This window comes from Kyrpidia sp. (assembly GCF_023512215.1).
GTDB classification, from domain to species: Bacteria; Bacillota; Bacilli; order Kyrpidiales; family Kyrpidiaceae; genus Kyrpidia; species Kyrpidia spormannii.
Genome location: NZ_JAILZZ010000004.1, coordinates 92,208 through 117,422, shown reverse-complemented (window position 1 = coordinate 117,422; position 25,215 = coordinate 92,208). Strand labels below are relative to the sequence as shown.

Here is a 25,215-nt window from a genome sequence, read left to right as displayed (position 1 = left end):
TCCGGGAAGAACTGCTCGCGGGGACCTACCGACCGCAGCCCGTGCGCCGGGTCGAAATCCCGAAACCCGGGGGAGGCCAGCGGATGCTGGGGATCCCCACCGTGATGGACCGTCTGATCCAACAGGCCCTCCTGCAAGTGCTGACACCGATCTTTGATCCGCAATTTTCGGAGGCCAGCTACGGGTTCCGTCCCGGGAGAAAGGCCCACGACGCGGTCAAGAAGGCGAGGCAGTATGTGGAAGAAGGATACGAATGGGCCGTGGACATGGACCTGGAAAAGTTCTTTGACCGGGTGAATCATGACATCCTCATGGCCCGGGTCGCCCGGAAGGTCACGGATAAACGAGTACTCAAGGTCATTCGCCGATACCTCCAGGCAGGGATCATGGTGAACGGGGTGGTCATGGAAAGGGAGGAAGGGACGCCACAGGGCGGGCCGCCCCGTCCACTGTTGGCGAATATCCTTCTGGATGACCTGGATAAAGAACTGGAAAAGAGGGGCCACAAGTTCGTCCGGTATGCAGATGATGCCAACATCTACGTTCGAAGCAGACGGGCGGGGGAGAGAGTCTTGGCCAGTGTCCGGAAATTCCTGCAGGAGCGGTTAAAACTCAAGCTTAACGAGCAGAAGAGCACGGTGGACCGACCGTGGAAACTCAAGTTTCTGGGGTTCAGCATGTATAAACCCAAAGCCGGGGAAATCCGGATTCGCCTGGCCAGGCAGTCGATCGACCGGGTCAAGACCAAGATCCGAGCCCTCACGGCGAGGAACCAACCAATCGCCATGGAGGAACGAATCCGACGGCTGAATACGTACCTGGGTGGATGGATCGGATACTTTGCCCTGGCGGATACGCCGAGCACCTTCGAGGAAATCGAAGGATGGATACGGCGGAGGCTGCGGATGTGTCTCTGGAAACAGTGGAAACGGGTGCGGACGCGATACCGTGAACTGCGCGCGCTGGGACTGCCGGAATGGGTGGTGCACGAGTTCGCGAACGCCCGCAAAGGGCTGTGGCGAATGGCCCATGGGCCGATGAACAGAGCCCTGGGCAACGCCTACTGGCAGGCCCAAGGGTTGATCAGTTTAACCGAACGTTACCGAAGGCTCCGTCAAGCTTGGTGAACCGCCGGATGCGGATCCGCATGTCCGGTGGTGTGAGAGGACGGGGGCTAGCCGCCCCCTCCTACTCGATGGACTCGGATGCGACGGGGGTATCCGCCAACACCCGCTCCATGTCAGATCCCCCCGGCCTTCGCCCGCTCCCTACCCGTGAGCCGAGCGACGTGGGAGCGGATCACCTCAAGGTCCGTGTCCTCTCGATATTCGATCACCTGATGAACGGGACTGGGCAGGGCCCGGATCGCCCGCTCCACCTCCGCCCAGGGCAGGTGCCCGTGACCGAGGGGCAGGTGCTCGTCCGCCGATCCGCTGTTGTCGTGGATGTGCACCGCCCGGACCCGGTCCCCCAGGGCGGCGAACAAACCGGGCAGGTCCCACCCGTTGGCGAAGGCGTGGCCGATGTCGACGATGGCCCCGCAATAAGGGGAATAAAATTCTTCGATCAACGCCGCGAACTCGTTCTGGTCGAACAAAGCGGCGGGCCCCACCCCGGCGTTCTCCACCACCATGAGCACGCCGAGGCGCTCGGCCATTTTGCACAGCCGGGCCAAGTGTTCCCGGGCAAAAGACTGGGCCAGATCCCGGTCGTAGGTGCGGGAGCCGTACCCGGGATGAATCACCACGTGGCCAGCGCCGAGTTCCGCCGCCGTGACCAGGGCGCCCACGTACTGGCGCTCGGCCAGGAGCCGTTGTTCCGGATAAAGGGGGTTCGCCAAATTGATCTCGAACACCGGCGCGTGGAGGGTGATGGGCAGATTCTCTCCGGGCAGGCTCTTACGAATATGCTGAATCGCCCCGCCCGGGTGCTGCCACACCTCGCCGTCCATGACGAGCTCCAACCCCGGCCACTGCCACTCCCGGGCGGTCTGGAGAATCTCGGTTAGCCCCTGGCCCAGCAAGGGCAGGGCGGACACGAACCACTTTTCCCGCTCGTCAGTTTTCCCGTTTTCTTCCCGTCGTTCCACGTTGTGCACTCTTTCATACCTCCTCACGGCTTTGGCAGAAGCGGAGTGATTCGATCTTTCGCCGACTGCAACGCTGACTGGGCATCATTTTTGCCGGCCAACACACTCATCCGGGCGTCCAAAAGGATCTTTTCTCCCTGCAGGCTGTTGGGACCAGGGATATTTTTCCACGGCACCGCCTCTTTGAGCTGTTCCACCGCCGGTTTCATCAGCGGCTGGGCTTGAAGCAGGGCCTGGGTGACGTCCTGGCCCCCGGCCGCCAACCGGGAGGGCAGGTAGCCCGTGCCCAGGGACCACGTTTTCAGGTTGTCGGGAGACTCGAGGAATTGGATAAACTCCATGGCCGCCTTTTGCTGGGCGGGATCTTTGGCGAACACCATGAGCACGTTACCGCCCGCCGGCACTTTCCGGGGTTTGTCCCCGAAGGTCGGGTAAAGGGCCGTGCGCAGATCGAAGGTCGCCTGCTTCTTCAGGCTGGCCAACTCCGCCACCGTGGCGATGTACATGGCCAATTTTCCCGACAGAAACGCCTGCTGGGCTTCTTGATAGGTCACATTGGGCATGATCTTGTCTTTATTGACCATGTCGCCCCACATCTGAATCGCCTGAACCGCCGGGGGATCGGTGAGTCCCAGGGTGCCGTCCGGATTCACGATGTGACCGCCGTTGGATTCGATCAGCGCTTGGGTCGACCAGTTATCCTCATTGCGGATAAAGACCGCCCAGGCTCCGGTCTTGTCTTTGACCGTCTTCCCCATGGTCCGGACTTCATCCCAGGTCTTCGGGGGATTGGCGGGGTCGAGCCCGGCCTTCTTGAACAGGTCGGCGTTGTAATAAATCACCGGATTGCTGATCGAGTAGGGAATGCCCTCGACTTTGCCTTTGACCTTGCCCAAATCGAGAATATTGCTCGGAAAATCGCTCAAAAACGTCGGATCGTTTTTGAACAGGTCCGCGATGGCGACGTGGGGAAAATTCCCCGCCGCATAGTCCAAATGGCTGTAGCTGATCTGGGACACCGCCGGGGGTTTGCCTGCCGCAATGGCCGATTGGAGGTTTTGCATGAGCCCGGCGTACATGTCGGGTTGAAAACGGTCCACCACCTGGACGTCCTTGTGGGTCTGGTTGAATTTCTGGACCAATTCCCGCACTGTCGGCCCGCCAAAGCTGTCGGAATTCACGTGGTAATACTCGATGGTCACAGGTTGACCGCCGCCCCCGGCCGGGGCCGAGCTGGTGCCACCACACCCCGCCAGAGCGGTGGCCGCTGCCAAAATCACCGCCGCGATCCCCATCCGCTTCATTCCGGATCCGCTCCTTTTTGTTGGATTGTTCGTACCTGGTCTTCCGTCCACCGCCACAACTCCGGCCGCCCCAGGGAAACCGCACGGGCTCCCGCCGCCAGAGCCTGTCCCACCTCATCCGGTGCCTGGATCAGCCCTCCGGCGATCACCGGAATGGACACCCGATCCACCACTTCTCGGATGACCCGTGGCATCAGGCCGGGCATGATCTCCACGGCGTCCGGGCGATTCTCCGCCAGGGTGCGCAGCCCCAACTCCAGGGCCGGCCGATCGATGAGAAACAGCCGTTGCACCGCTGCGAGACCCAGACTTTTTGCCGCCCGGACCACCTGGCTCTTTGTCGAAACGATCCCCGCCGGGCGAAGCGTCTCCGCCACGTATCGCAGGGCCGCTTTATCCGGCGACAGACCTTTCATCATGTCCATGTGCAGGAAAACCCTCTTGCCGTACCGCCGTAACCGTTCCATGTATTTCGGCAGGGTACACACATCTCCAATGAGCAGGAAGACGTCCTCCACCGGCGTGGCCAACGCCGTTTCGAACAACGACTCTTCGTGGATCGACAAAATAATCGAATCCCGGAACCGAAGCCGTCCTCCCGGCCGATCGTATATCACCGCCTCCTCTCCTAACACGTTTTCCGCCTCCTTGACATAAAAATGGGCACACGACAATCCCTGTGCGGTGGTTGTCCTGTGCCAGGCTTTCTCCTCGACTCCGCCTGTAAGCCGTCCGCTTGTCCGATTCTCATTGTTTTCTCACTGATGATCATCGCACGACAATATAAATCCCCCGTGACCCACCGTTATCGTTTCCGTCAGGTTTGCGTAAAATCTTCGCGAAGTTGCACGTAAAGAGGGGTGGTCTCCCAAAGCTGCCCTGTTTTTCCGCCGCGGGGCCCCCATGTTGCACCCCTTTGACGCGTCTTGACAATTTTCCCGCGATGCCTATATTAACAATTAAACGTATGCTTGAACATATTATGGAGCGGAGGGGTAAGGATCGTGGTCGAGGGCGATTCTGCGTCTGAGAGGGTTAAGTCTCGAGGCGAGGTTCCCTTGTGGCGCCCGGCCGGGGGCCAGGGGAGTTGCGAAGTGTTCGGGTATGACCCGGAAAAGGTGCAGCGGCGCCGGCGAGAGCTGCACGTGACCGAAGGCATGGCCGATCTGTTCAAAGTGTTGGCGGATGATACCCGCTTAAAAATCGTCTATGCCCTCTGTCGGGAAGATGAGTTGTGCGTGTGCGACGTGGCCACCATCCTTGGGATCACCAACGCCAATGCGTCCCATCATCTGCGGTTGCTCTCACATATGGGCCTTGCCGCCAGTCGTCGGGAGGGCAAAATGGTTTTTTACCGCCTGCAAAGTCCCCATGTCCGCCACCTCCTTCAAGAAGTGCTGCGGCTATATGGAAGGGGGGAGTCGGGTGGCTGTGCCGAATGACCGCCTGCAGGATCGAGCCCCCGGGGTCGCGGAGAAACCTGGCCAATCCGGGAATAGCCCGGATCCGGTCCGGCCCCCGGAGCATGTGTATCGGCTGGCGAATGTGAGCTGCGCCGATTGTGCCGCGAAATTTGAAGACAAAGTCAAACGAGCACCCGGGGTGCTGGATGCCCGGGTGCTCTTCGGATCCTCCCAATTGATCGTGGTCGGGCAACCACTGAGTGTCGATGAACTGGAGCGCCTGGGGGCCTTTGACAACATCAAGGTGGTCGCCGGGGCAGACGCCGCCGCCCCGGAGGTTTGCGGGCGGGGCGACCTCGGCGCGGGACGGGCTCCCTGGTGGGCCGAGCCCCGGGTGGGGCGGGCGGCGATGGCTTTGCTCCTTATCGTGGCAGCCCATGTCCTGCAGGGGAGCGGGGCGGCACCCGTTACCTCGACGGCCGTCTATGCCGCTGCAGTTCTCCTGGGAGGCTGGGGGACCTTCAAAACGGGGATTCCGGGCATTTTCCAGCTGGATTTTCACATGAATGCCCTGATGACCGTGTCCGTGGCCGGCGCCATGGCCATCGGGTACTGGAGTGAGGCCGCCACCGTTGCTTTCCTGTTCGGGGTCAGTGAAGTCTTGGAGAACCACGCCATGGACCGGGCCCGCCGCTCGATCCGCTCCCTGGCGGAGATGGCTCCCACCCGGGCGATGGTTCGGCGGGAGGGAAAGGAAATGATTTTGCCCGTCGAGGCCATCCGGATCGGTGACGTGATGATCGTGCGGCCAGGGGAAAAAATTGCCCTGGACGGAAGGGTGATCCGGGGGCGCAGCGAGGTGAACGAGGCGGCCATTACCGGCGAGTCGCTCCCCTTGGCCAAAGAAGCTGGCGATCAGGTGTTTGCCGGGTCACTGAACCATTCGGGCGCCATCGAGGTCGAAGTGACCACCCGGGCTGAGGACAGCACCCTGGCGAGGGTCATTGCCCTGGTGGAAAAAGCCGAGGCCGAGCGGGCCCCGACCCAGGAGTTTGTCAACCGCTTCGCCAGAATTTACACACCGGCGGTTACGGTTCTGGCGGTGGGCATGGCCCTCATTCCGCCTCTCGTCTGGGGTGCGGCTTGGCAGCCGTCTATCTATGAAGCGTTGGCCCTGCTCATGGTGGCCTGTCCCTGTGCCCTGGTGGTTTCGACCCCGCTGGCGGTGGTGACGGCGATGGGCGTGGCGGCCCGAAACGGGGTGCTGATCAAGGGTGGTATTCATTTGGAAAATATCGGCCGTCTCCGGGCGATGGCCTTTGACAAGACGGGTACATTGACCCTGGGCGAGCCGGTGGTCACGGACGTGGTCGGACTCCAAAATATTACTGAAGAAGACATCCTCCGGGTGGCGGCGGGGATCGAGCGCTATTCGGAGCATCCGTTGGCCGGGGCGATCCTGCGCGCAGCCGCAGACCGCGGCCTCACTCCCGGGGAAGTGGAGGATTTTGAGAGCTTTCCCGGACGGGGGGCGCGAGGGACGGTGGGTGGCGCGGAGTATTGGATCGGTAGTCCCCCTTGGTTCAAGGAGCGCGGGGTGGACCTGGCGGCCGTGGACCATCGAATTCGGGGGTTTCAGGAGGAGGGGAAAACGCTGGTGCTTCTCGGGCGAAGGGACACCGTGACCGCCTTGATTGCCCTGGCCGACCGGGTGCGGCCTTCGGCCCGGGAGGTGGTCGCGAACCTCAAAATGGCCGGAATCGGGCCCACGGTTCTGTTAACCGGCGACAATCAGGCGACTGCCCGGGCGATCGGCCGGACCGTGGGTGTGGACGAGGTGCGAGCAGGGTTGCTTCCCGAGGACAAGGTCCGAGCCGTTTCCGAACTAAGGCAATGGTACGGTCGGGTGGGGATGGTGGGCGACGGGGTCAATGACGCCCCGGCCCTGGCTGCTGCCACCACCGGAATCGCCATGGGGACTTCGGGGACCGATCTCGCACTGGAGGCCGCAGATGTCGCTTTGATGAACGACGATCTGTCGAAAGTTCCCTTCGCCGTCCACTTGGGTCGAGTCACCTTGCGGATCATTCAACAAAATATTTTCATCGCCCTTTTCATGAAGACTGCGGCTTTACTCCTCGCATTCCCCGGCTGGCTCACCTTGTGGCTCGCCATCGTCGGCGACATGGGCGCCACCCTTTTGGTTACCGCCAACTCCCTGCGCCTGTTGCGGGTGCGGCTCTCAAGCTGAAACACATCAGTGCGAGTTGTGTATCGCTGGGGAGAAATCTCGGGCCAAAAGGATTGCGCGATGGCGAAACAACGTCTTGAGGCTTTGGATCTGCGCGAAGGCTCAGCCAGGAGAGGGTTCAGTGCGGTGGCGTTTCATTGTATCATCGAGGGGGGATCGCTCAAATAGACCGTTTTCAGCTGACTGCAAGGGAGGTACCTGTTCGTGAATCCGTACGATTACGCACATGGGCTTGCGAGGGCGCTGCGGGAGAGTGAATGGTATCGGAACCTCAAAGAGGCCAAGAAACGACTGGAGGCTGATCCGGAAGCTTGGCGGATGGCCCATGATATTCGCCGCCGTACGGTAGAACTTCAACTCAAGGCGATGGGCGGGCAAACGGTAACCACCGAAGAGCAGGAGCAGTTGCGCAAGCTCCAGGAGGTGGCTATGTTGCACTCCGTCGTTCGGGCGTATTTAGAGGCGGAGTCGAGATTATCTGTAGTCATGGACGATATTCAGCGGATTCTCGCTGAGGCGATTGCCCCTGTGGTTGACTTATCGGGTGAAAGGCAGGCAGAGACAACGGAACATCAGTGACGGGCCGTATGATGGACGGGTGATCTCGGCCGGCCGCACGTTTTGTACTGCTCCTTTTCTCTGGCGGTGTCTTCCGTCTCAGACGGTTGCGCCGCTCCTCTTTATTGACTCATTGCTTTCCTAACCATTCCTGAAAAAATTTCCTGTACAAAATCACATGTTCGATGACAGCCATACTGTCACTATCCCCCCTTTATTCTTAAGACAGAACGGAACCAAAACCAATAAGGGGGAGGATGGAACATGGTCTTTCTCGTCATCATCGGTCTCATCGGTCTCGCTGTTGCCATTGTCCTGGCCATCGTCGCCGTGTTCAAGCTGGTGGGATGGAAAACTGTGGGATGGACGGCGGGAGCCTCCCTTGTGGCGATCGTTGTTGGTGCTGCTTTCGGAGGCGGATCGTCGACGGCGCCGACCGGGGGTACTCCAGCCCCTTCGGGTTCGTCGGCCCCGGCGTCAAATCCCGCGCCCGCTCCGCCGTCTAACTCTGCGCCTGCTCCGGCGACGCCGCCGGCCCCGGCGCCGAAGCCGGAGAAGCCCAAACCGGAGCTGGAGGTCGTGGAGGTGCACCAGGAAGGAGATGGGTACGTCCAATACGCTGCCGGCACTGTCAAGAACAACTCCAATCGCAAATACGGGTATGTCCAAGTAGAGATCAACCTTTACGACGGGGACGGCAATCAGGTGGGCAGCACCCTGGCGAACGCCAACAACCTGGAGCCCGGGGCCACATGGAAGTTCCGTGCGCCCGTCTTTGAGGACAATGTTAAGCAATTCAAAGTCGTGGACATCACCGGATTTTGACCGACCGCGGGAGCGAAACCTGATCACAAAGGAGAGATCCCTGTGAACGTGGCCGCACGGCAGAAAAAGCGGGCCTCCATGTGAGGCCGGAAGGTGCGGCGAAAGACTGTAAAGGTGAGCGAGTGAGGCTGAGATACGCCGGCCCACTCTGCCCGGGCCCTCGACGAGCGTCGTCGGGGGCTTTTTTAACGCCAGTCGCCTTCGGTGCCCGACGTGTGCGATCATCCGCTTCATGAGGGCGCGATAACCATCTGTCCCCCGGCTTCGTCATAGGGTTGGCGGGCCCGCCAAACGACAGATGGAGGAGATCCCCGTGATCGAGATTCGAGGGCTGTGCAAACGCTACCGACGCCACTGGGCGCTCCGGGATTTGGAGTTAACCGTGGAGACCGGCATGTTCGGGTTGCTCGGCCCAAACGGTGCCGGCAAGACCACGCTGATGCGCATCCTGGCGACCCTGCTTCGGCCCACGTCCGGAGAAGTGCGGATCGGCGGGATTTCACTACGGCAAAATCCGGACGAAATCCGGAAACGAATCGGCTATCTTCCTCAGTTTTTTCAGATCTACCCGCAAATGACCGCCTGGGAATTCCTGGATTACGTCGCGGTCCTGAAAGGGTGGACAGACGCCCGCAAGCGCCGGGAACAGGTGGTGGAAGTTGTGGAGCAGGTTCACCTCGCCGATCGGGTGTCGGACAAAGTGAAGACCTACTCCGGCGGGATGCGCCAGAGGCTGGGCATTGCCCAAGCTCTCCTCGGCGATCCCCAAGTGTTGATTGTGGACGAACCCACGGCGGGGCTGGATCCCGAAGAGCGGGTGCGGTTCCGGAATCTGCTGGCCACCTTGGCGCTGCACAAGACGGTGATCCTGTCCACCCACATTGTCGGAGACATCGAAAGTTCCTGCCGCCGGGTGGGCGTGCTCGATCAGGGGAGGTTGGTGTTGGCCGGCGGTCTTGGGGACCTGCAGGCTTTTGCCGAGGGGAAGGTCTGGGAGGTCCGGGTGGGGGAAGAGCGGCTGCCGGAGTTGGCCCGGTGGCAGCTGATCTCCACCCGCCAGGAGGGCAACGAGGTGGTGTGCAGGGTGATTGCCGACGAGCCTCCGCTCTCTGGAGCGAGGACGGTGGAGCCCACCTTGGAAGACGGGTACTTGGCTCTTCTCAGCCGCAGGGGAGGGGATCGCCGATGAAGTCCTGGCTGAGGACGTGGAGAATCGAGAGCCGGCTGTTGTGGACAAACCCGGTTCTACTCTCGATCGCCCTGGGCTACGGTCTCTGGTTTGCCTTCATCCTGTCCCGGTTGGGCCCTCCCTCTTCCGAGGATATTTACCGGGCGGTGTACGGGTTTCACGAAATATGGCAAACCCTTAGCCTGGGGCTGGCGATGTGGCTCGGCATCTGGCTCATGCGGCGGGACGTGATGCGGCCGAGTTATGAGTGGCTCGGGGCTTTGCCCGTTTCCCGGGCCGGCCTGATCGGGGCCAAATACCTGGCGGGTCTACTGTACCTCAGCCTGTTCACAATCTTGGTTGCTGTGGTGTTCGCTTATTTCGGCCGGGTGCGGGAGTTGCCCTGGGACATTGTGTCCCGTCACCTCGGTTTTTTCGCAATCCAGGACGAGTGGTCGTACATGGTGACCTTGGCCCTGGCCATGTTCCTGGCAGTGGTTATCCCGGGGCGGCTGGTTTACTTGATCGGATTTTGCGCCTGGGTCTTCGGGACATTTTTCTTGGAGAAAATCGTTATCGGGACAAAAGATTGGTATTTTCTCAAGACCTTTCATCTCAACCAGTGGTTTGGCAACGACTACATCGTCGGTTACGAGGCCTGGGGATATCCACTGATTTCCCGGGAAATCGCCCTATCCCGGGTGTTTGTGGCGGTGTTCGCGCTCTGGTTGGTGGTTTCCGCGATGGTGCGGCTGGCCCACCGCTGGCCCTCCACCCGGCGGAAAATGGGGCTGGCGGCGGCTGCGGTGTTGTTTGGGGTGTCGGGGGTGGCTTACGTCCCCTATGGCTTGTGGTGGAAAGACCGATACGACACTCGAGGGACGATCCAACAGTGGACCCCGCAGGAGCAGGGGGCAACGGCAGTTCACACTTCCTTTCCCGTGCAATCCTACTCGATATCGGTGGATCGGGCAGTGGATGACCGGTTGACTGTCGTCGCCAACCTGACCCTTCGGCCACAGAACCTGGGGCCAGGACAAACCGTGACCTTCACCCTCAATCGTTTATTTCAGATCGACCGCGTGACGGTTGACGGCCAAGAGGTCGCCGTGAGCCGGGATGTTGATCATTTCAGCCTTCCGCGCGCCGCCTTCGGCCAGGGACCGGGGCCGGTGACGGTGCGGGTGCGCTACAGCGGAAAAGTCTACGATTGGCTCACCTCGCCAGGGGAGCGGTTTGCGGCGTTCGTACGGGGGAACGACGTCTATCTGCCTTACACTCAAGGGTGGTATCCGCTCCCGGGGAAGGAGACGCTGAAAATCCGGGAACCGAGCTATATCCAACTCGGTTCCCCCAACGATCTGGAGTTGCAGCCCGCAGACTTCCGGGTGGTGCTTCGGGGCTTTGAGGCGACGGTATTCGCCAACGTAGCTGGGCACCCAGGGCCCGGAGGAGAGATGGTTTTTTCGGGCGGCCACCTGGACGGTGTGTCATTGTTTGGTGGCACGATCATTCAGGTTGAGGCGGCCCAAGGCGGTACATCAGTCATTTGCAGCCCTTCGAACAGCGTGGAGGCACGGCGCTTTGCGGCGGAGCTGGACCTGGCGAGAAGCTACGTGCAGCCCTGGCTGAACCCGCCGACAGACCGGGTGCTCAGGGTGGTCTATCTTCCGGTCCCACCTTTGGGCGCGGTGGGGGATCTTCCTTTGTGGCCCGCAGTGCTGAGCGGGGACAGTTTTCTTACCGGAGAAACCCATTATCACAACCTTGACGAATACCGGTTGGCGGAGGTGGTGTCGGCCTGGCTATACGGAATTCCGGACGTCCAGCATGGATTCTGGAGTGATCCGGCGGGGGAAGGGCCCGGGCGGGATTCCGTGACCCGGGACATTGGCCGGGCGTTGGTGTACGTCGTTTTACGAGAGGGGGTTGGGTTGCCCTCGGGGAAGTCGCTTGCCGCTGTGGGGGGGTTGAACGATGTCGTGCGGCAGCCCATCGATCAGGCCCTGGCTGCCGGGCAGAGCGAGAAGGTGCGCCAAGTGTTGAAGGGGTTCTATGACCGGGTGTTCCGGGGGGCGACTGCTCCTAACGCGAATCTGCCGGCGATTTCCGTGCAGCAATGGCAGGAAGCGTGGAGGGGAACGCCATGACTCTGTGGCTGCGGGAATGGCGGTCCCTGCGATCGGCCATGGCGGCGGTGATCGCGGGGTATGTGATGTTGGTGCTTCTGTCCTTGATCGTGGCGGACAGGCCGAGGAACGTATTCTACTATAATGAAATGGGATCCGTGCTCCTGGCGATCATGGCGAGTGGGACATTGTTCCAACGGGAACTGTCCGGCAGCCAAATGGAATTGTTCGCCGCCTATCCGGCCTCTTTGGCGGGGATGGTAGTGAGGAAGGGGGTTTGGGCCCTCGGAGTGGTCCTCGTGTTTCATCCCATGTGGACCCTTGTGTACCTTTGGAAATTCCCGGGGATGATTGCATACGTATCCATTCCTTGGGCGGGAGTCGGGCCGGGGGCGCCGGTGTCGGAGATTGATCTGCTGGCCGTGGCTGTGCCGGGGTATCTGGCGGCTATTGGGATCACTATCGCGGTGATGGTGGCCGCCAAGCGGGTGCACATTGGCCTTCTGGCTGGTTTCGGTTTCTGGCTGTGGCAAAGCCTTCAAGGGCCCGGCCTAGGAAGCGTGAGTTTGTTCACGCCGTATCTGCCGCAAAATACTTCACTTTTGGCGAATCGGTTGGTTTGGGCGGGGATCGGGATGGTTTGCGTCGTTGTTGCGGCCGGCCTGGCGGAACGAAGAGAGCGGTGGATCGGCGTCGACTCGCCCGAATAGGTCCTCGGAAGGGGCGGCCCCTGGGCCGCTTCCGCGCGGGAAGAGTGTCAGCATGCCCCCTATGGGCGCCTTCTTCCAAGGAGGACCAGCGTTAGCACGTCACCTTGCGCGCACTTTCCTCCACCTGGGCGCTGGCCGCAAGCGCGAGGGCCTGGTCCAAATCCTGGATCAGGTCTTCGACGTGTTCAAGGCCTACAGACAGCCTCAGAAGAGAGTCCGTGACGCCGAGGCGCTGTCGTACATCTGGGGGAACGTCGGCATGGGTCTGGACCGCCGGGTAGGTGATCAGCGATTCGGTGCCGCCGAGGCTTTCTGCAAAGGTGATCACCCGCAGGTGCGCGAGGATCGGGGACACCCACTTGTTGTTCGCCACTTCAAAAGCAATCATCCCACCCCACCCGCTGGCCTGTGCCCGATGCACGGCGTGGCCGGGATGGTCCGGGAGTCCGGGGTAATACACCCGGGATACCCGAGGATGTGCCTTCAGCCACTCGGCCAGGGCTCGGGCATTGCCTTCATGCCGGTCCATGCGCACGTGGAGAGTTTTTATCCCCCGCAACAGCAGCCAAGCGTCCTGAGGACCTAACACCGCGCCAATGGAATTTTGAATAAAAGCCAGGGAATCCGCCAACGCCTCCGACTTTACGACTATTGTGCCGGCCAAGACATCGTTGTGTCCGCCGAGATACTTGGTGGCCGACTCGACCACGATGTCCGCCCCCAGTTCCAGGGGCCGTTGCAGGTACGGAGTCATAAAGGTGTTGTCGACAATGAGCCAGGCTCCGCGTTCGTGGGCAAGCCGTGCCAATCCCCGAAGGTCGGCGATTTTGAGGGTGGGATTGGTCGGAGTTTCGACGAACAGCGCCCGGGTGTGGGGGCGGATTTGCTTGGCCACGGCCTGCAGGTCGGAGGTGTTCACATAGGTGGTTTCCAGACCCAGTGGGCGAAATAGCCGTTCGAATAAACGGTAGGTGCCGCCGTATAGATCGTCCGAGAGCACGAGATGATCTCCTGGGCGAAACAGGCGGCCGATGGCGTCGATGGCCGCCATGCCGGAAGCGAAGGCAAACCCCCGGCATCCCCCGTGCAAGGCGGCGATCGTTTCCTCCAAGGCCAGGCGGGTCGGATTCGAGGTTCGGGTATAGTCGAAACCGGTGGAAGAACCGAGGCCGGGATGAGCGTACGTGGTGGCGTGGTGGATGGGTAAAGAAATCGCTCCGGTGACGGGATCTCGGCGGGTTCCCGCCTGGGAACATCGCGTGTCAATGCGCATGCCTAACCCTCCTGTAATTCCGGTGGAAACCCGTTCCAGAATGGCAAAACCCACTCCTGAGGGGAGTGGGTCGTCAACAAAAGCCGATCCTCCGGCACTCCTCTCATCTCTCAGGCCGCTCACGCGGCCTGCAGGAATTGGCACCTCTCCGGACATTCCGGTGGTTGCCGGGCTTCATCGGGCCAGTCCCTCCGCCACTCTGGATAAGAGTTCACCGATTCAATTGTTGAGTACACCATATCATGGAACGATCTTTTTGTCGAGAGCGTTCAGCGCCGCAGGGCGGAGTTGTCATATTCAAAAATCGCCAGGCGGTTCAACAAGTCCTGTAAAGGATCGGCCGCAGGCCGCAGGGGTGACGCGTTCGGCCGGGAGGCTTCCCGGGCGGCGATGGTCGTCAGGGTGCCGGGCGGCTGATTCGTTTCAGAAGGCCCTGCCGGAGCGGGCAGATGCAGGATATCTGCCAGAATCGGTTGGAGGCGGTTCCAACGGACGTAGCCGTTGTGGTCGGCGCTGACCTGAATGGTGGTCCCGCCGAAGGGATATTGTTGGGCCGGGGTGGGCACGGCGCCGTCATTGGCGGGATATCCCAAAGCCGACAAGGCGGCATAGCCCGCCCGGAGAAAAGGGCTGCTGATCGTATCGGCTGACGGGATGCTCCCCACCACAGACACCACCCGGAGAGCGCGAAGGGCGGGGTTCTCGCTATGTAAAGCGGTCACTTCCTGCCGCACCTTGGCCGGAGTAAGGCTGCGGTCCGCCGCCGCGCCGAATAACGTTGCGGGAATCGGCGAATCCGGGGGCAACTGGACCACGCGGTTCAAAAGGTTTGCCAGAGGGCTCCCGCCCCAGGGGGTGCCGAGGCTGATCAGAGCCGCGGCGTTCAGCGGCCGGTAGTCGCCCAAGGCCACGTACGCATCAAGGCCCCCCATGCTGTGGCCGATGAGGACCAAGCGGCCATCGATGCCCGGGACTTGCTGGCGAAGAACGCTGAGTTGGCCCGCCAACAAATGGCCATTGGCAATAAAATCCGCATCAGGGTCCAACTTCACCGTGGCCACGTTATAACCCGCCGCATAGGCTTCGCGGTATACGTCTGTAAATACCGACGCATCTTCATAAATCCCGTTGATAAACAGGAGAAATGGACGATTCTCATCGTGGATGTGGTAAAATACGGTGCCGATGGGATTCCGGCGGACCGCGTCCACCGTGAATTGATCGGGACTTACATCGATCAAGCGAATGTGGTGTGTGATCTTTGGTGTCAAAGAGCCGACCTCGCCCCCGACGGTAATCGGGACGCCGGGGTTCTCAGCGGCCAAGGGCTCCCCATTGGTGATCGCCGGATGGGTATAGGAATAAGCGAACGCTTGGCTCATCCCCATGGCGGCAAAAGCGACGGTCACGCTCAGGATCTGGCGAAGCTGTTTACGGGTGTCCAACTCTTCGTCACTCCCTCGATCCGGAAGAATTCCGCGTTGTTGTGTCTCCGGAGAGCTTCGGCACAGCCGTGCGCGGAGATTCAGTGAACCGCCGGATCATGGGTTCCGGAGCATCTGCGCGAAGCCGAAGAGGGCATGGTCGATCGGCTGTTCATCGCTCGTGTCATGTCCATCCTATCACAGACCCCGGTGCTCATGAAACGGGGAGAAAAAATTTTGGCGCGGAAATATAGGGCCAAGGGCTTCCGCGGAGGGCCATTGATGTCAGTGGTGGTGGGCCAGGGAATGTTGATTGAATACTTCGTCAAATGTCCTACGACAAGCTTTCGCCCGCTCAACAAAAAGTGGCGGAATATTTGCTCCAAAACATGGAAAAGGCCTCGTATGAAACGGCGGTACAAATCGCCCGGGGGGCGGGGGTCAGTGAGGCCACTGTGGTGCGCCTGGCCTACGCGTTGGGGTACAACAGTTTCTCGGAGGTGCAGCGGCACCTGAGGCAACAAGTGTTGAAGGGGGGGCGATCCCGGGCTCCGGGGCAAACTGTCCAGGCTGACACGAATCCGCTAGACCATGTGTTGGCCCGGGACGCCGCAGTGATCCAGGGGCTGCGAGAAACCCTCGTCAGGGAGGATGTGGACCGGGCTGTGGGTCGGATCATTGAGGCCGACCAGGTGCTCGTGGTGGGATTCCGGGGTTCCTACGCGGCGGCCCAGTGGTTTTTTTATACCCTTGGCATGATGAGAGAAGGGGTTTCGTTAATTCCGTCCGATGGCGGCAACCTGGCGGGAATGCTGAGCCTTACCGAGCGGTCGGCAGTCGTGGGCATTTCATTCCCCCGTTATGCAGCCGAAACCCTCCGTCTGGTCGGTCGATTGAAGGAGCAAGGGTCGTCGATCATCGCGATCACGGATAAACGCTGGTCTCCTCTCGGCCGTTTAGCCGATATCGTCCTGGCGGTGGAGGCGAACTACGAAGCGGGCACTCTATCCCCCGCCGGCGTCATGAGCCTGCTCAACCTGTTGGTGGCTGGCGTGGGGGACCGGGACCCGGAGCGGGTGCGGTTGCGGATGCAGCGTTTGGAAGAGCTGTATTCCGGATATGGCATCATGGTGGAGTGAGACCTCATTCAGGGGAATGTGGCTGCAAAGGAAGGAGATCAACATGAAACCGGAGAAAATCGTGTTGCGAAAGATGCGAATGGCGTTGAAATTTCCGTTTCAAACCAGCTTTGGGACTCAGGTCGACCGGGACTTTGTCATCGTCGAGTTGCACGCCGGGGATCACGTGGGATACGGGGAGTGCACCGTCGCTACAAAGCCTTTGTACAATGAAGAGACGCCCGAAACGGCTCGGATCGACCAGGTTCCGTTGCGGACGGCTTTGGTGGCAGAAATGCTGAAGGTTTTGGCAGCGTAATGAATAGATCCCAGCGGGCGGGAGTTTCCCCGCCGCTTTTGTCATGGGGTGGGTTGGAAAGATAAAGCGGACGTAAACCGTTTTGGAACACTTTTGTTATCGAACAAACACGGGTTCCGGAAGGATTTTTTCGGGCGGCGTCGTAAAATGTTTGTTGATGGAGCTATTTTCTATATGAATACAAAATATACAGAATTGGGGGTCGACAGATGGATTTGACGAATGCAGTACCCGGGCGACCGGACGGGCAACTCCAAGATTACGAGGCCGCCCGGCAGGTGTCATGGGACGAAGAAGCGAAACAGTTCACTTGGTGGAAGACTGGCCGGGTCAATGCCGCGTTTGAGGCGGTGGACAGGCACGTAGAAGAGGGACGCGGCGATGCGCCGGCGATTTTATATTACGATGGGGTCCGGGATGAAACCTGGAGTTTTCGCCGGTTGCGGGATGATGCGGCCCAATTCGGGGATGCACTGCGGCGACTTGGGATCGGTCGGGGAGACCGGGTGTTTTTGTTCATGCCCAAGGGTCCAGAACTGGCTGTTGCACTACTCGGAATTATCCGCATCGGAGCGGTGGCCGGGCCGCTATTCGAAGCGTTCATGGAGACAGCGGTACAGGACCGGCTGGCAGACAGCGGTGCTGTTGCGGTGGTGACGACGCCGACCTTGCGCCCCCGCATCCCGAGGGAACGGCTTCCCGAGCTGCGCCACGTGATCCTGGTGGGGGCAGAGGCGTCGGATGCTGAGGCGGGAGAATGGTCCTATACCGAACTCATGAAGGAAGCCTCCGCCGACTCGCCTGTAGAATGGGTGGATCGGGAGTCGCCCATGCTTCTTCATTATACGTCCGGATCCACCGGTAAACCCAAAGGGGTCGTCCATGTGCACAACCTGATGATTCACCAGTACCGGGTTGGGCGGTGGGTTTTGGATCTGCGCCCCGACGATATTTATTGGTGTACCGCGGACCCGGGGTGGATCACCGGAACGTCCGCTGGTCTGTTCGCGCCTTGGCTTCACGGTGTCCCGGTGGTCATTCGGGGCGGGCGATTCCAACAGGAGGGTTGGTACGAGACTGTCGAAAAATTCGGCGTCACGGTCTGGTTCAGTGCCCCCACGGCATTCCGCATGTTGATGGCCGGCGGCGATGAGTTGCCAAAACGCTATAACTTGTCATCGCTCCGGCACGTTCTCAGTGCCGGGGAGCCGTTAAATCCGGAAGTATTTCGCTGGGGACTGCGCGCCCTGGGAAATCGCATCCACGACAACTGGTGGATGACGGAAACGGGTTGCACGATGATCACGAACTACCCAGCTCTGCCGATCAAGCCCGGTTCCATGGGTCGGCCCCTGCCGGGGATCGAGGCGGCCATTTTGGACGATCAAGGCCGGGTTCTCGGTCCAAACCAGCTGGGGAACTTGGCCATTCGCGCCGGGTGGCCGGGCATGATGCGGGCCATCTGGAATAATGAAGAGAAGTACAAGCAGTATTTTCCTTTCGAGGGTTGGTATATCAGCGGGGATTCCGCCTATCGGGACGAAGACGGATACTTCTGGTTCCAGGGCCGGGTGGACGATGTCATCAATACCTCCGGGGAGAGGGTTGGCCCCTTTGAAGTGGAAAGCAAATTGGTGGAACACCCGGCCGTAGCCGAGGCCGGGGTGATCGGCAAACCCGATCCGGTCCGAGGGGAGATCATCAAAGCCTTTATTTCCTTGCGGCAGGGCTACGCGCCCACGGAGGAACTCAAACAAGAGATCCAGCAGTTCGTGCGCAACGGCCTGGCGGCTCACGCCATGCCCCGGGAGATTGAATTCCGGGACAAACTGCCCAAAACTCGCAGTGGCAAAATCATGCGTCGGGTTTTGAAGGCGTGGGAATTGGGCCTGCCGACCGGGGATCTATCCACGATGGAGGATTAAGGCTCTCTGATGAACGAGCCGGGGTCCGGGTTTCACGGGCCCTGGCTATTTTTTGGCCTCCTGCCCGATGGAGACCACACCTGACCCATTACCCATAGATGCGTGGCACCTCGCTCAGGGTCAATTCTAAGAAGATCGCGATCACAAGCCCAACGCCAATATGATCGGATTTTGGGCGAAACGTCTGTCGCCGATATGTTAAGGCATGGAGCCCCTGCCCGCCATCCCGGGTGCACTCAGCTCTCGGCCCAGAATATCGAGGACTTATTCATTGATGAATAACTCATGTTCAAATGCATGACACCCGTAGCCGGAAGGACGGAAAGTGCCCGGTTCTGGCCCGGGTGTTATTGGCATCATTTTTGCTTATTCCCTTTGCACTGGCGTCATGATATAGTTAGAAAATCTATCATATTGGGAGGGGAGAGCGACGTCTTCTGTGATAAAAACTGACCCGAAAACTAGGGATTTCGACATCAGCGAAGCAACATGTGCGGGGGAAAGGGCGGGATAGATGAATGCCTGAAGAACATTTGGAACCTGGACAACTCAAACACAATGTCCTGAATCGATTCGATTCCGTATTAATTGCCGTGGCGGGGTCGGCGCCCGCCTACAGTTTGTCGGCGTCGACAGTGGCTTTGGTGGCGGCGGTGGGATTGCTGGCACCCGGCGCCATTCTGTACGGCGCAATCCCTATGTTTGGGATCGCCCTGGCGTTTTTGTACCTCAACCAAGCGATGCCCAACTCCGGGGCGAGTTACGTGTGGGTGGGACGCATTCTCCACCCGTGGCTCGGGTTCCTGAGCGGATGGAGCTTGTTGGTCAGCGCGGTCTTGTTCATGATGGCTGGGGCGATTCCGGCGGGGACGGCGACTCTAGAGTTGTTAAGCCCGGATAAAACAGACAGCGTGGTCTGGGTGACCGTGGTTTCGGCGTTCTGGTTTCTGGTGATGAACGCCTTGGTCATGGTAGGAATTCACATTACCAACGTGGTTCAGCGGATTCTGACCAGTATTGAAGTGATTGGCCTCATCGTCCTGGCCGTGGGAGGGCTGATCCACGCTTCCCATCAGGTGGCCCACCCCTTCTCCTGGAGCTGGTTTTCCCTCGGCGGCTACGGAAATCTCTCGACGTTTTTGGGGGGACTGTTAATCACCTGTTTTTATTTTTGGGGATGGGACGTCAGCTTGAACCTGACGGAGGAAACCCGGGCAAAGCGAGTGGCTCCCGGCCTCGGCGGGGTGCTCGGGACATTGATCATCGTCGCCCTGTTTATCCTGTTGCAGGTGGTCATCCAGCTCAACCTCGGAGACAAGCCTTTGGCGGATGAAGCGGCGAATATTATTCCTCTTCTCGGGGAGACGATCCTTCCCAAGCCCTGGTCGTACATCGCCCTGATTGCGGTCATGATCAGTACTGTGGCCACCCTGGAGACCACGCTCATCCAGGCGACCCGGACTTTGTTCGCCATGGGCCGGGACAAGACGGTCCATCCGCGGTTTGCCGTGCTTCACGCGAATTGGCAGACACCGGTGCTCAGCAACATCGTCATCGGCGTTCTCGGCATCATTCTATTCGTGGTTTCTAACCTGTCTGCCAGCGTGAGCGATCTTATGACCAGCGCGATCAGCGCCATCGGGCTTCAGATCGCCTTTTACTACGGGCTCACCGGTATCAGCTGTGCTTGGCATTACCGAAAATCTTTTGCCGAATCTTTCACCGCCGGGATCTTCCGGCTGGCCTGGCCTTTGGTGGGCGGGTTGGTGTTGCTCGCCATTTTCGTCATGAATGTATTTACGCTCTCGTTCCAAGAGACGGCCATCGGGCTGGGGCTGATCCTCGTCGGAATCATTCCTTTGTTGGTGGCCAAATTCAAATACCACAGTCCGTATTTTGAGGGCCATGTGTTTGAACCGGATGCCGAAGAATGGTCCGGCACGAAGGAAGCTACAGTTGCCGCTGACACTGTCAAGCGCGGTTGATCCGATTCTGGCGTCGGGTGGCCCCCGGGAGAAGTTCCTGGGGGCTTTTGTTGTCCCTTCACGTTCCTTTATAATAAAAGAAAACGCGGGGGTTGCCATGGATAATCAGCTGTACCGCTTACTCAAACTCATCACGCTGATTCAGGCATACCCGGGGATTCGGGCCAAGCGACTCGCCGCAGAATGCGAGGTCACCGAGCGGACGATCTACCGGGACATCGATCGGCTTGCCCAGATTACGACGATTTCGAAGGGGCGCCGCGGTGAAGGTTATCGCTTTGTGGGACAGTTCGCCCTGTATCCCCTGGATCTTACCGAAGAGGAAATCGCCGGGCTCCAGGCGGTGGCCGCCTGGGTGGAAACCGCCCACAGGCCGTTGCCGCCGGGGTGGAAAACAGCGTATCAGAAAGTCATGGCCGCTCACGCCAAGGAAAAGAAGGTCAACCAGGGATTCCTGGAGCGCGTCGGGGATGTGGTGCGGTTGGGGAACCCGGCCTGGGCGCCAGAAACGCCCAACGTTTTTCCCGAATTGCTCCAGGCGGTGATACACCGGCGACCGGTGAAAGCCCTGTATCATTCCCAGAGCCGGGACCAAACCGGTTGGCGCCGGATCGATCCTTATTACCTCATCCCCCGGGAACACCGGTTTTATGTGATCGGCTATTGTCACACCCGCAAGGAATTTCGCACTTTCCGGGTCAGTCGGTTTCACGAGCTTCGGGTCTTGGATGGCGAGTATGAAAAAAGGCCTTTTGATTTAAATGAATATATGAAATATACCTGGTCGATTGAGCGGGGGGCTTCTCTTATCCGGTTTGTCGTGAAATTCTCCCCCAAGGTGGCGCGTTATGTCAAGGAGGAAGAGTTGTTCCTCCGCCCCCAGATCCGCGAACTTCCAGACGGATCACTCTGGTTTCAAGTCGTCGTGAACGGGGCGAGCGAATTTTTGCGCTGGTTGTGGACCTACGGCCCGGACGCTGAGATCCTTGAGCCGAAGCAGTATCGCGATCATATGGTCGGCATCTTACGGCAATGGCTGGAAAAGTATGAAAGGGTCCAGCAAGGCTAAATCTGTCGGGAGACCCGGCTCCCCCTTGCTGTGGCCCGGCAAGGCGGCTACAATACGGAAGTATCTTTTTTTAATGATCTATCCATAGAAAAGAGGCGACCGGGAATGCAGGGGGAGCGGGGGACGTTATGGTCCTTGTGGGCCGTGGCGGCCACGTGGGGGATTAACGTGGTGATGGTGAAATACCTGACGGGGATGTTTTCTCCCGTGGTGCTGGTGGCATTGCGGATCACGATGGCCGCCGTTCTCCTTCTCGTATTGTGGCGATGGCGCTGGAGTGGCGGGGCGGGGTGGCCCAAGGACAGGAAGGCGTGGGTCGGGATTTTTGCCGCCGGGTTCCTCAGTATTTATCTTCATCAGTTGTGTTTGGCCACCGGGGTGCGGTGGGCGTCGGCGGGGGTGGCATCGATCATTTTGGCCATGAATCCGCTCATTACCAGTGTTTCTGCTCACTGGTTGTTCGGGGAGTCCTTTGGATGGCGCCAGGCGATGGGGGTGTTGTTGGGCTTCGGTGGAGTATCCCTGGCGGTACTCCGGGGTGGAGAGACGTGGATAGCGGGTCCCGAGGCGCTCCGGGGGGAGGCCTTGGTTTTCGTGGCCATGCTCGTTTACGTGGCCGGGGGACTGGTGATCCGGTGGATTGGCCCTCGGGCGGGGGCCATGGAAATCACCACGTTCTCCCACTTGTTTGCCTCGGCGTTGCTTTTGGGGACTGCGACGGGAACGGGGGTGTGGGGCGAAGCTGCGGGGTGGCCCCTGGATGTTTGGCCTTGGATCGTGATGATCCTGTCAGGGTGGGGAGCGACGGCTCTGGGGACGATGTTTTGGAATGTCGGGATCCAGCGGATTGGCGCGACTCGAACCAGTATCTTCCTCAACACGACCCCCGCCGCCGGGGTGATCTTTGGCGGAATCTTTCTTCATGAACACATCGGGATCCCGGAGGTGGCGGGGCTTTTGCTGGTGGTGGCGGGCGTGTACCTGGGTTCCCGAAAGGGTGCCGTGCGCCCCCCGAAGGGCGCCGCGCCTTCGACCGAGGCTATTTCTCGTTGACAATGGGCCGGAGAGGGCCGGAACCGGAGGGCTCAAGGGGCCGGAGCCACTGTCGCGTACTGCCGATATAACGATTGACCCCTCATCTTCGTCCTAAGGTACGGACGGTCCGTCGAAAGAAGAGGACATCGACGGGGATGGCTGAGGCTCCTTTGGCCGACGACGGTGCGGGTGGAGCTTCTTTTTTTGTCCCTTTGCGAGCGAGTTCGGGGGCGGCTTGGAGGTGCTGGGATGGAAAGTGACGAAGCGTTGGCCCGGGCTTTTGCAGAGGGTCATACCGGATCCTTTGAAGCCCTGGTTTATCGATACCATCGCCCGATTCACGCTTATATCCAGCGCCTTCTGGGAAGAACGGAGCCGGCGGAGGATCTGGTGCAGGAGACGTTCTTTCGGTTCGTCCGGGAGGTACAACGGGGACGAGTGCCGGAGCGGGTTCGCCCGTGGCTCTACCGGGTGGCGACGAATTTGTGCCGGGATTACTGGAAAGCGGCGGAGCGGCGTTCGGAGCCCGGGCTGCCCGAGGACTGGAGCCCGGCGGTGCTGGAGAAACCCTCGGTGTCGGAGATCTATGAGCGCCTGGAAACCCGGCAGATGATCCGGGATGCCTTAGATGAACTTTCCGAGATCCAGAAGCGTATGGTCATCTTGCGATTTTATCAGGACCTGACGTACCGGGAGATCGCCGAGGTGTTGGAGGTGCCGGAGGGGACTGTCAAAGCATACCTGTTCAAGGCGCTGCGCCACCTTCGGGAGGTCTTTGAGCAGAGGGAGCCGATGGGAAAAGGGGGCGAAGGGATTGCGGCCAGGGCAATATCCAGGCGATGACAGGCTCGATTCGGAGTTGATGGAGCTGGAGCGGATGATGCGCCCCCGTTTGGCGCCTTATCCGGTGAAAGAGCCCACCCCGGAGGAAAGCCGTCAATTGGTGCAGCACCTTCTGCAGCGCGCCGAGCGGCAGGGCCCTCTGTCGGATCTGGAAACCCGGGGAGTAAGGCGGCGGATGCTCTCCTTGGGACAGTTCATCCGGCTTCAGATGGGGACTTACGGATGGGGATTCTGGGCGGTGAGCCTGGTGATTTTTGTGCTGCTCACCCTTTCTGCGACCCAGATGTCCCAGGGGCATGGAGAGTCGTCTCTGAATCTCTATGCCATGATTTTGCCAGGTTATGTGGTGGCAGCTGCGGTTTACGGTCGGGTATCCGGAGATCGGGGCATGCGGCTGGTGGAGAATACCGTGCCGTTCCCGCCGGCGCTGCTTTGGCTCATACGGGTTCTGGTGGTGACGGGGTTGAACATCGCCTTCGGGGTTCTGGGGACGGCGCTTTTGGCGCTTACCGTGCGTGGGATGGAGCCTTTTTTGTTCTTGGTCCACTGGCTGTCCGCGGTGTTTGCCACAGGTGGGCTCACGGCCTGGGTGCTTTTTCGCCGGGGGGTTCGCCCGGCCATCGCCACGGGCATCGAGGTCTGGGCGCTGGCCGCGGTGCTTCAGCAGCCGTCGTTTCTGGGAGATACCGCGGCTTCTTGGGGAAGCGTGCTGTTGCTCGTCGCCGGCTTGGCGGCGATGGTGCGGGCCGGACGAAGGGGGTACGCGATGTGGAAGGCCTGGGCTGGAGTTCCCGGCCTGGTCGGGTGGCCTCTACACCGGCGAGGGTAGAAGGGCGGCCAGGAGGAGAAGCTGGATGATTACCATGGTCGATGTTCACTTTTGCCGGGAGGGATTTTGTTTGGCCATCCCCGGCCGCCTGACTTTGGGGCGGGGGCTGACCCTGCTGGTCGGGCCCAACGGAGCAGGAAAATCAACCTTTCTCGAAGTGCTCTCCACGGCGGCGATACCCGACAAAGGGGAAATCTGGTATCGGGATCGGCGGGTTATCGAGGACCTGGCTGGCATCCGGGGGACGATCGGCTATCTTCCCGCCGATTTTCAACCTTATTCTCATATGACGCCGAGGCGATTTCTTCAGTACATGGCCGTCCTCAAAGGGGTGGATCCGGGCATTGAGGTAGAGGAAAGGCTGGCGCGAACCGATCTCGTTCCCGTTTGCGACGTCAAAATTTCTAAACTGTCTGAGGGTATGAAGCGGCGGTTGGGCATTGCCCAGGCTCTTCTCGGGTCCCCGGAGGTTCTATTGCTCGACGAACCACTTACCTACCTGGACGGAGTTGAGCGGCGTAAAATGATCGAGTTTTTGACTCGATACGCCAGAGGCCGCACGGTGGTAGCCGTCAGTCACGAACTGGATGAATGGGATCATGTGGATCAGATCGTGTGGCTCGAGCAGGGTCAGCCTGTTTTTTTCGGGCCACCGGCGCTATGGGTGACGGGGTTGGGGGAAAAAGTGTGGTCTAAGGTGCTCGATCCCGAAGAGCTCGAAGGGCTGGAGTCTCGTCGGATCCTCGCCCGGCGGTGGACAGGGGACCGCGTCCGGGTACGTTTGTTTGCCCGGATGGCGCCCGGGGACGGGTTTCGGGAAGAAACACCCACTCTCCAAGAGGCCTACGTGATTCGGCGGGAGGAGCGGCGGATCGGTCCCTAGGCCTGCGGCCTCCTGTCCTGGTCCGACTGGCGGTTGTCGAAGGTTGCGGGAAAAGGGTGAAGCAGGGTCGCAGTC

The 25,215-nt window shown here is 60.1% G+C and carries 21 protein-coding genes, 1 pseudogene and 1 riboswitch; of the genes and pseudogenes, 17 read left to right on the top strand and 5 right to left on the bottom strand.

The window, feature by feature from the left end:
* On the top strand, positions 1-1,127 hold a 1,127-nt coding region (ltrA, locus tag K6T64_RS03305), incomplete at its 5' end, for a group II intron reverse transcriptase/maturase (RefSeq protein ID WP_288008550.1).
* Positions 1,128-1,240: 113 nt separating this feature from the next.
* Here the strand turns inward: ltrA and K6T64_RS03300 are convergent.
* From K6T64_RS03300 to K6T64_RS03290, 3 genes are read right to left on the bottom strand one after another with little or no spacing between them, the layout of a single operon-like run.
* Positions 1,241-2,098, bottom strand: coding sequence for a sugar phosphate isomerase/epimerase family protein (locus K6T64_RS03300; protein WP_288008549.1), 858 nt, complete (start codon positions 2,096-2,098; stop codon positions 1,241-1,243).
* Positions 2,099-2,112: 14 nt separating this feature from the next.
* Positions 2,113-3,393: an ABC transporter substrate-binding protein gene (locus tag K6T64_RS03295; protein ID WP_288008548.1), complete on the bottom strand. Its 1,281-nt coding sequence runs from the start codon at positions 3,391-3,393 to the stop codon at positions 2,113-2,115.
* Positions 3,390-4,028, bottom strand: a complete 639-nt coding sequence (locus K6T64_RS03290; RefSeq protein ID WP_170099103.1) for a glycerol-3-phosphate responsive antiterminator — start codon at positions 4,026-4,028, stop codon at positions 3,390-3,392. The genes K6T64_RS03295 and K6T64_RS03290 overlap by 4 nt, the downstream gene beginning before the upstream one ends.
* Before the next feature lie 423 nt (positions 4,029-4,451).
* On the opposite strand from K6T64_RS03290, the gene K6T64_RS03285 reads away from it, so the two are divergent.
* The 7 genes from K6T64_RS03285 (at position 4,452) to K6T64_RS03255 (ending at position 12,437) form a co-directional block, all read left to right on the top strand.
* A complete protein-coding gene (locus tag K6T64_RS03285; RefSeq protein ID WP_232059802.1) occupies positions 4,452-4,835 on the top strand; it encodes an ArsR/SmtB family transcription factor in 384 nt (127 codons plus the stop codon).
* Positions 4,819-7,047 carry a heavy metal translocating P-type ATPase gene (locus K6T64_RS03280; RefSeq protein ID WP_483306124.1) on the top strand — a complete coding sequence of 743 codons (2,229 nt, stop codon included), beginning with the start codon at positions 4,819-4,821 and terminating at the stop codon, positions 7,045-7,047. Before K6T64_RS03285 ends, K6T64_RS03280 begins: the two co-directional genes overlap by 17 nt.
* A 204-nt stretch (positions 7,048-7,251) precedes the next feature.
* The gene (locus tag K6T64_RS03275; RefSeq protein ID WP_288008547.1) at positions 7,252-7,626 is read left to right on the top strand and encodes a YlbF/YmcA family competence regulator; all 375 of its coding nucleotides are present in this window, start codon (positions 7,252-7,254) and stop codon (positions 7,624-7,626) included.
* Between the two features lie 243 nt (positions 7,627-7,869).
* A complete protein-coding gene (locus K6T64_RS03270; RefSeq protein WP_288008546.1) occupies positions 7,870-8,430 on the top strand; it encodes an FxLYD domain-containing protein in 561 nt (186 codons plus the stop codon).
* Positions 8,431-8,743: 313 nt separating this feature from the next.
* Positions 8,744-9,619, top strand: a complete 876-nt coding sequence (locus K6T64_RS03265; protein WP_288008545.1) for an ABC transporter ATP-binding protein — start codon at positions 8,744-8,746, stop codon at positions 9,617-9,619.
* Complete coding sequence (locus tag K6T64_RS03260; RefSeq protein WP_288008544.1) at positions 9,616-11,748, top strand: hypothetical protein; 2,133 nt, start codon at positions 9,616-9,618, stop codon at positions 11,746-11,748. The genes K6T64_RS03265 and K6T64_RS03260 overlap by 4 nt, the downstream gene beginning before the upstream one ends.
* Complete coding sequence (locus K6T64_RS03255; RefSeq protein WP_288008543.1) at positions 11,745-12,437, top strand: hypothetical protein; 693 nt, start codon at positions 11,745-11,747, stop codon at positions 12,435-12,437. The genes K6T64_RS03260 and K6T64_RS03255 overlap by 4 nt, the downstream gene beginning before the upstream one ends.
* A gap of 91 nt (positions 12,438-12,528) precedes the next feature.
* Here the strand turns inward: K6T64_RS03255 and K6T64_RS03250 are convergent, their stop codons facing one another.
* Both K6T64_RS03250 and K6T64_RS03245 read right to left on the bottom strand, forming a co-directional pair.
* Positions 12,529-13,710 carry a trans-sulfuration enzyme family protein gene (locus tag K6T64_RS03250; protein WP_288008542.1) on the bottom strand — a complete coding sequence of 394 codons (1,182 nt, stop codon included), beginning with the start codon at positions 13,708-13,710 and terminating at the stop codon, positions 12,529-12,531.
* A gap of 100 nt (positions 13,711-13,810) precedes the next feature.
* Positions 13,811-13,920: riboswitch (SAM riboswitch) on the bottom strand.
* 59 nt (positions 13,921-13,979) lie between these two features.
* Positions 13,980-15,155, bottom strand: a complete 1,176-nt coding sequence (locus K6T64_RS03245; protein ID WP_288008541.1) for a lipase family alpha/beta hydrolase — start codon at positions 15,153-15,155, stop codon at positions 13,980-13,982.
* Between the two features lie 308 nt (positions 15,156-15,463).
* On the opposite strand from K6T64_RS03245, the gene K6T64_RS03240 reads away from it, so the two are divergent.
* The 9 genes and pseudogenes from K6T64_RS03240 to K6T64_RS03200 all read left to right on the top strand — a co-directional run.
* Positions 15,464-16,273: a MurR/RpiR family transcriptional regulator gene (locus K6T64_RS03240; protein WP_288008540.1), complete on the top strand. Its 810-nt coding sequence runs from the start codon at positions 15,464-15,466 to the stop codon at positions 16,271-16,273.
* A 43-nt stretch (positions 16,274-16,316) separates the two neighbouring features.
* A complete protein-coding gene (locus K6T64_RS03235; protein ID WP_288008539.1) occupies positions 16,317-16,571 on the top strand; it encodes a hypothetical protein in 255 nt (84 codons plus the stop codon).
* A 209-nt stretch (positions 16,572-16,780) separates the two neighbouring features.
* Positions 16,781-18,496 carry an acetate--CoA ligase gene (gene acsA / locus K6T64_RS03230; protein ID WP_288008538.1) on the top strand — a complete coding sequence of 572 codons (1,716 nt, stop codon included), beginning with the start codon at positions 16,781-16,783 and terminating at the stop codon, positions 18,494-18,496.
* 518 nt (positions 18,497-19,014) lie between these two features.
* Positions 19,015-20,481, top strand: coding sequence for an APC family permease (locus tag K6T64_RS03225; protein WP_288008537.1), 1,467 nt, complete (start codon positions 19,015-19,017; stop codon positions 20,479-20,481).
* 97 nt (positions 20,482-20,578) lie between these two features.
* Positions 20,579-21,550, top strand: a complete 972-nt coding sequence (locus K6T64_RS03220; protein WP_288008536.1) for a helix-turn-helix transcriptional regulator — start codon at positions 20,579-20,581, stop codon at positions 21,548-21,550.
* Positions 21,551-21,655: 105 nt separating this feature from the next.
* The gene (locus K6T64_RS03215; RefSeq protein ID WP_288008535.1) at positions 21,656-22,603 is read left to right on the top strand and encodes a DMT family transporter; all 948 of its coding nucleotides are present in this window, start codon (positions 21,656-21,658) and stop codon (positions 22,601-22,603) included.
* Positions 22,604-22,834: 231 nt separating this feature from the next.
* Positions 22,835-23,428 carry an RNA polymerase sigma factor gene (locus K6T64_RS03210; protein ID WP_288008534.1) on the top strand — a complete coding sequence of 198 codons (594 nt, stop codon included), beginning with the start codon at positions 22,835-22,837 and terminating at the stop codon, positions 23,426-23,428.
* Positions 23,400-24,257: a hypothetical protein gene (locus tag K6T64_RS03205; protein ID WP_288008533.1), complete on the top strand. Its 858-nt coding sequence runs from the start codon at positions 23,400-23,402 to the stop codon at positions 24,255-24,257. The genes K6T64_RS03210 and K6T64_RS03205 overlap by 29 nt, the downstream gene beginning before the upstream one ends.
* 88 nt (positions 24,258-24,345) lie before the next feature.
* A pseudogene (locus K6T64_RS03200) lies at positions 24,346-25,140 on the top strand (ATP-binding cassette domain-containing protein); the annotation flags it as partial.
* Between the last annotated feature and the right edge of the window lie 75 nt (positions 25,141-25,215).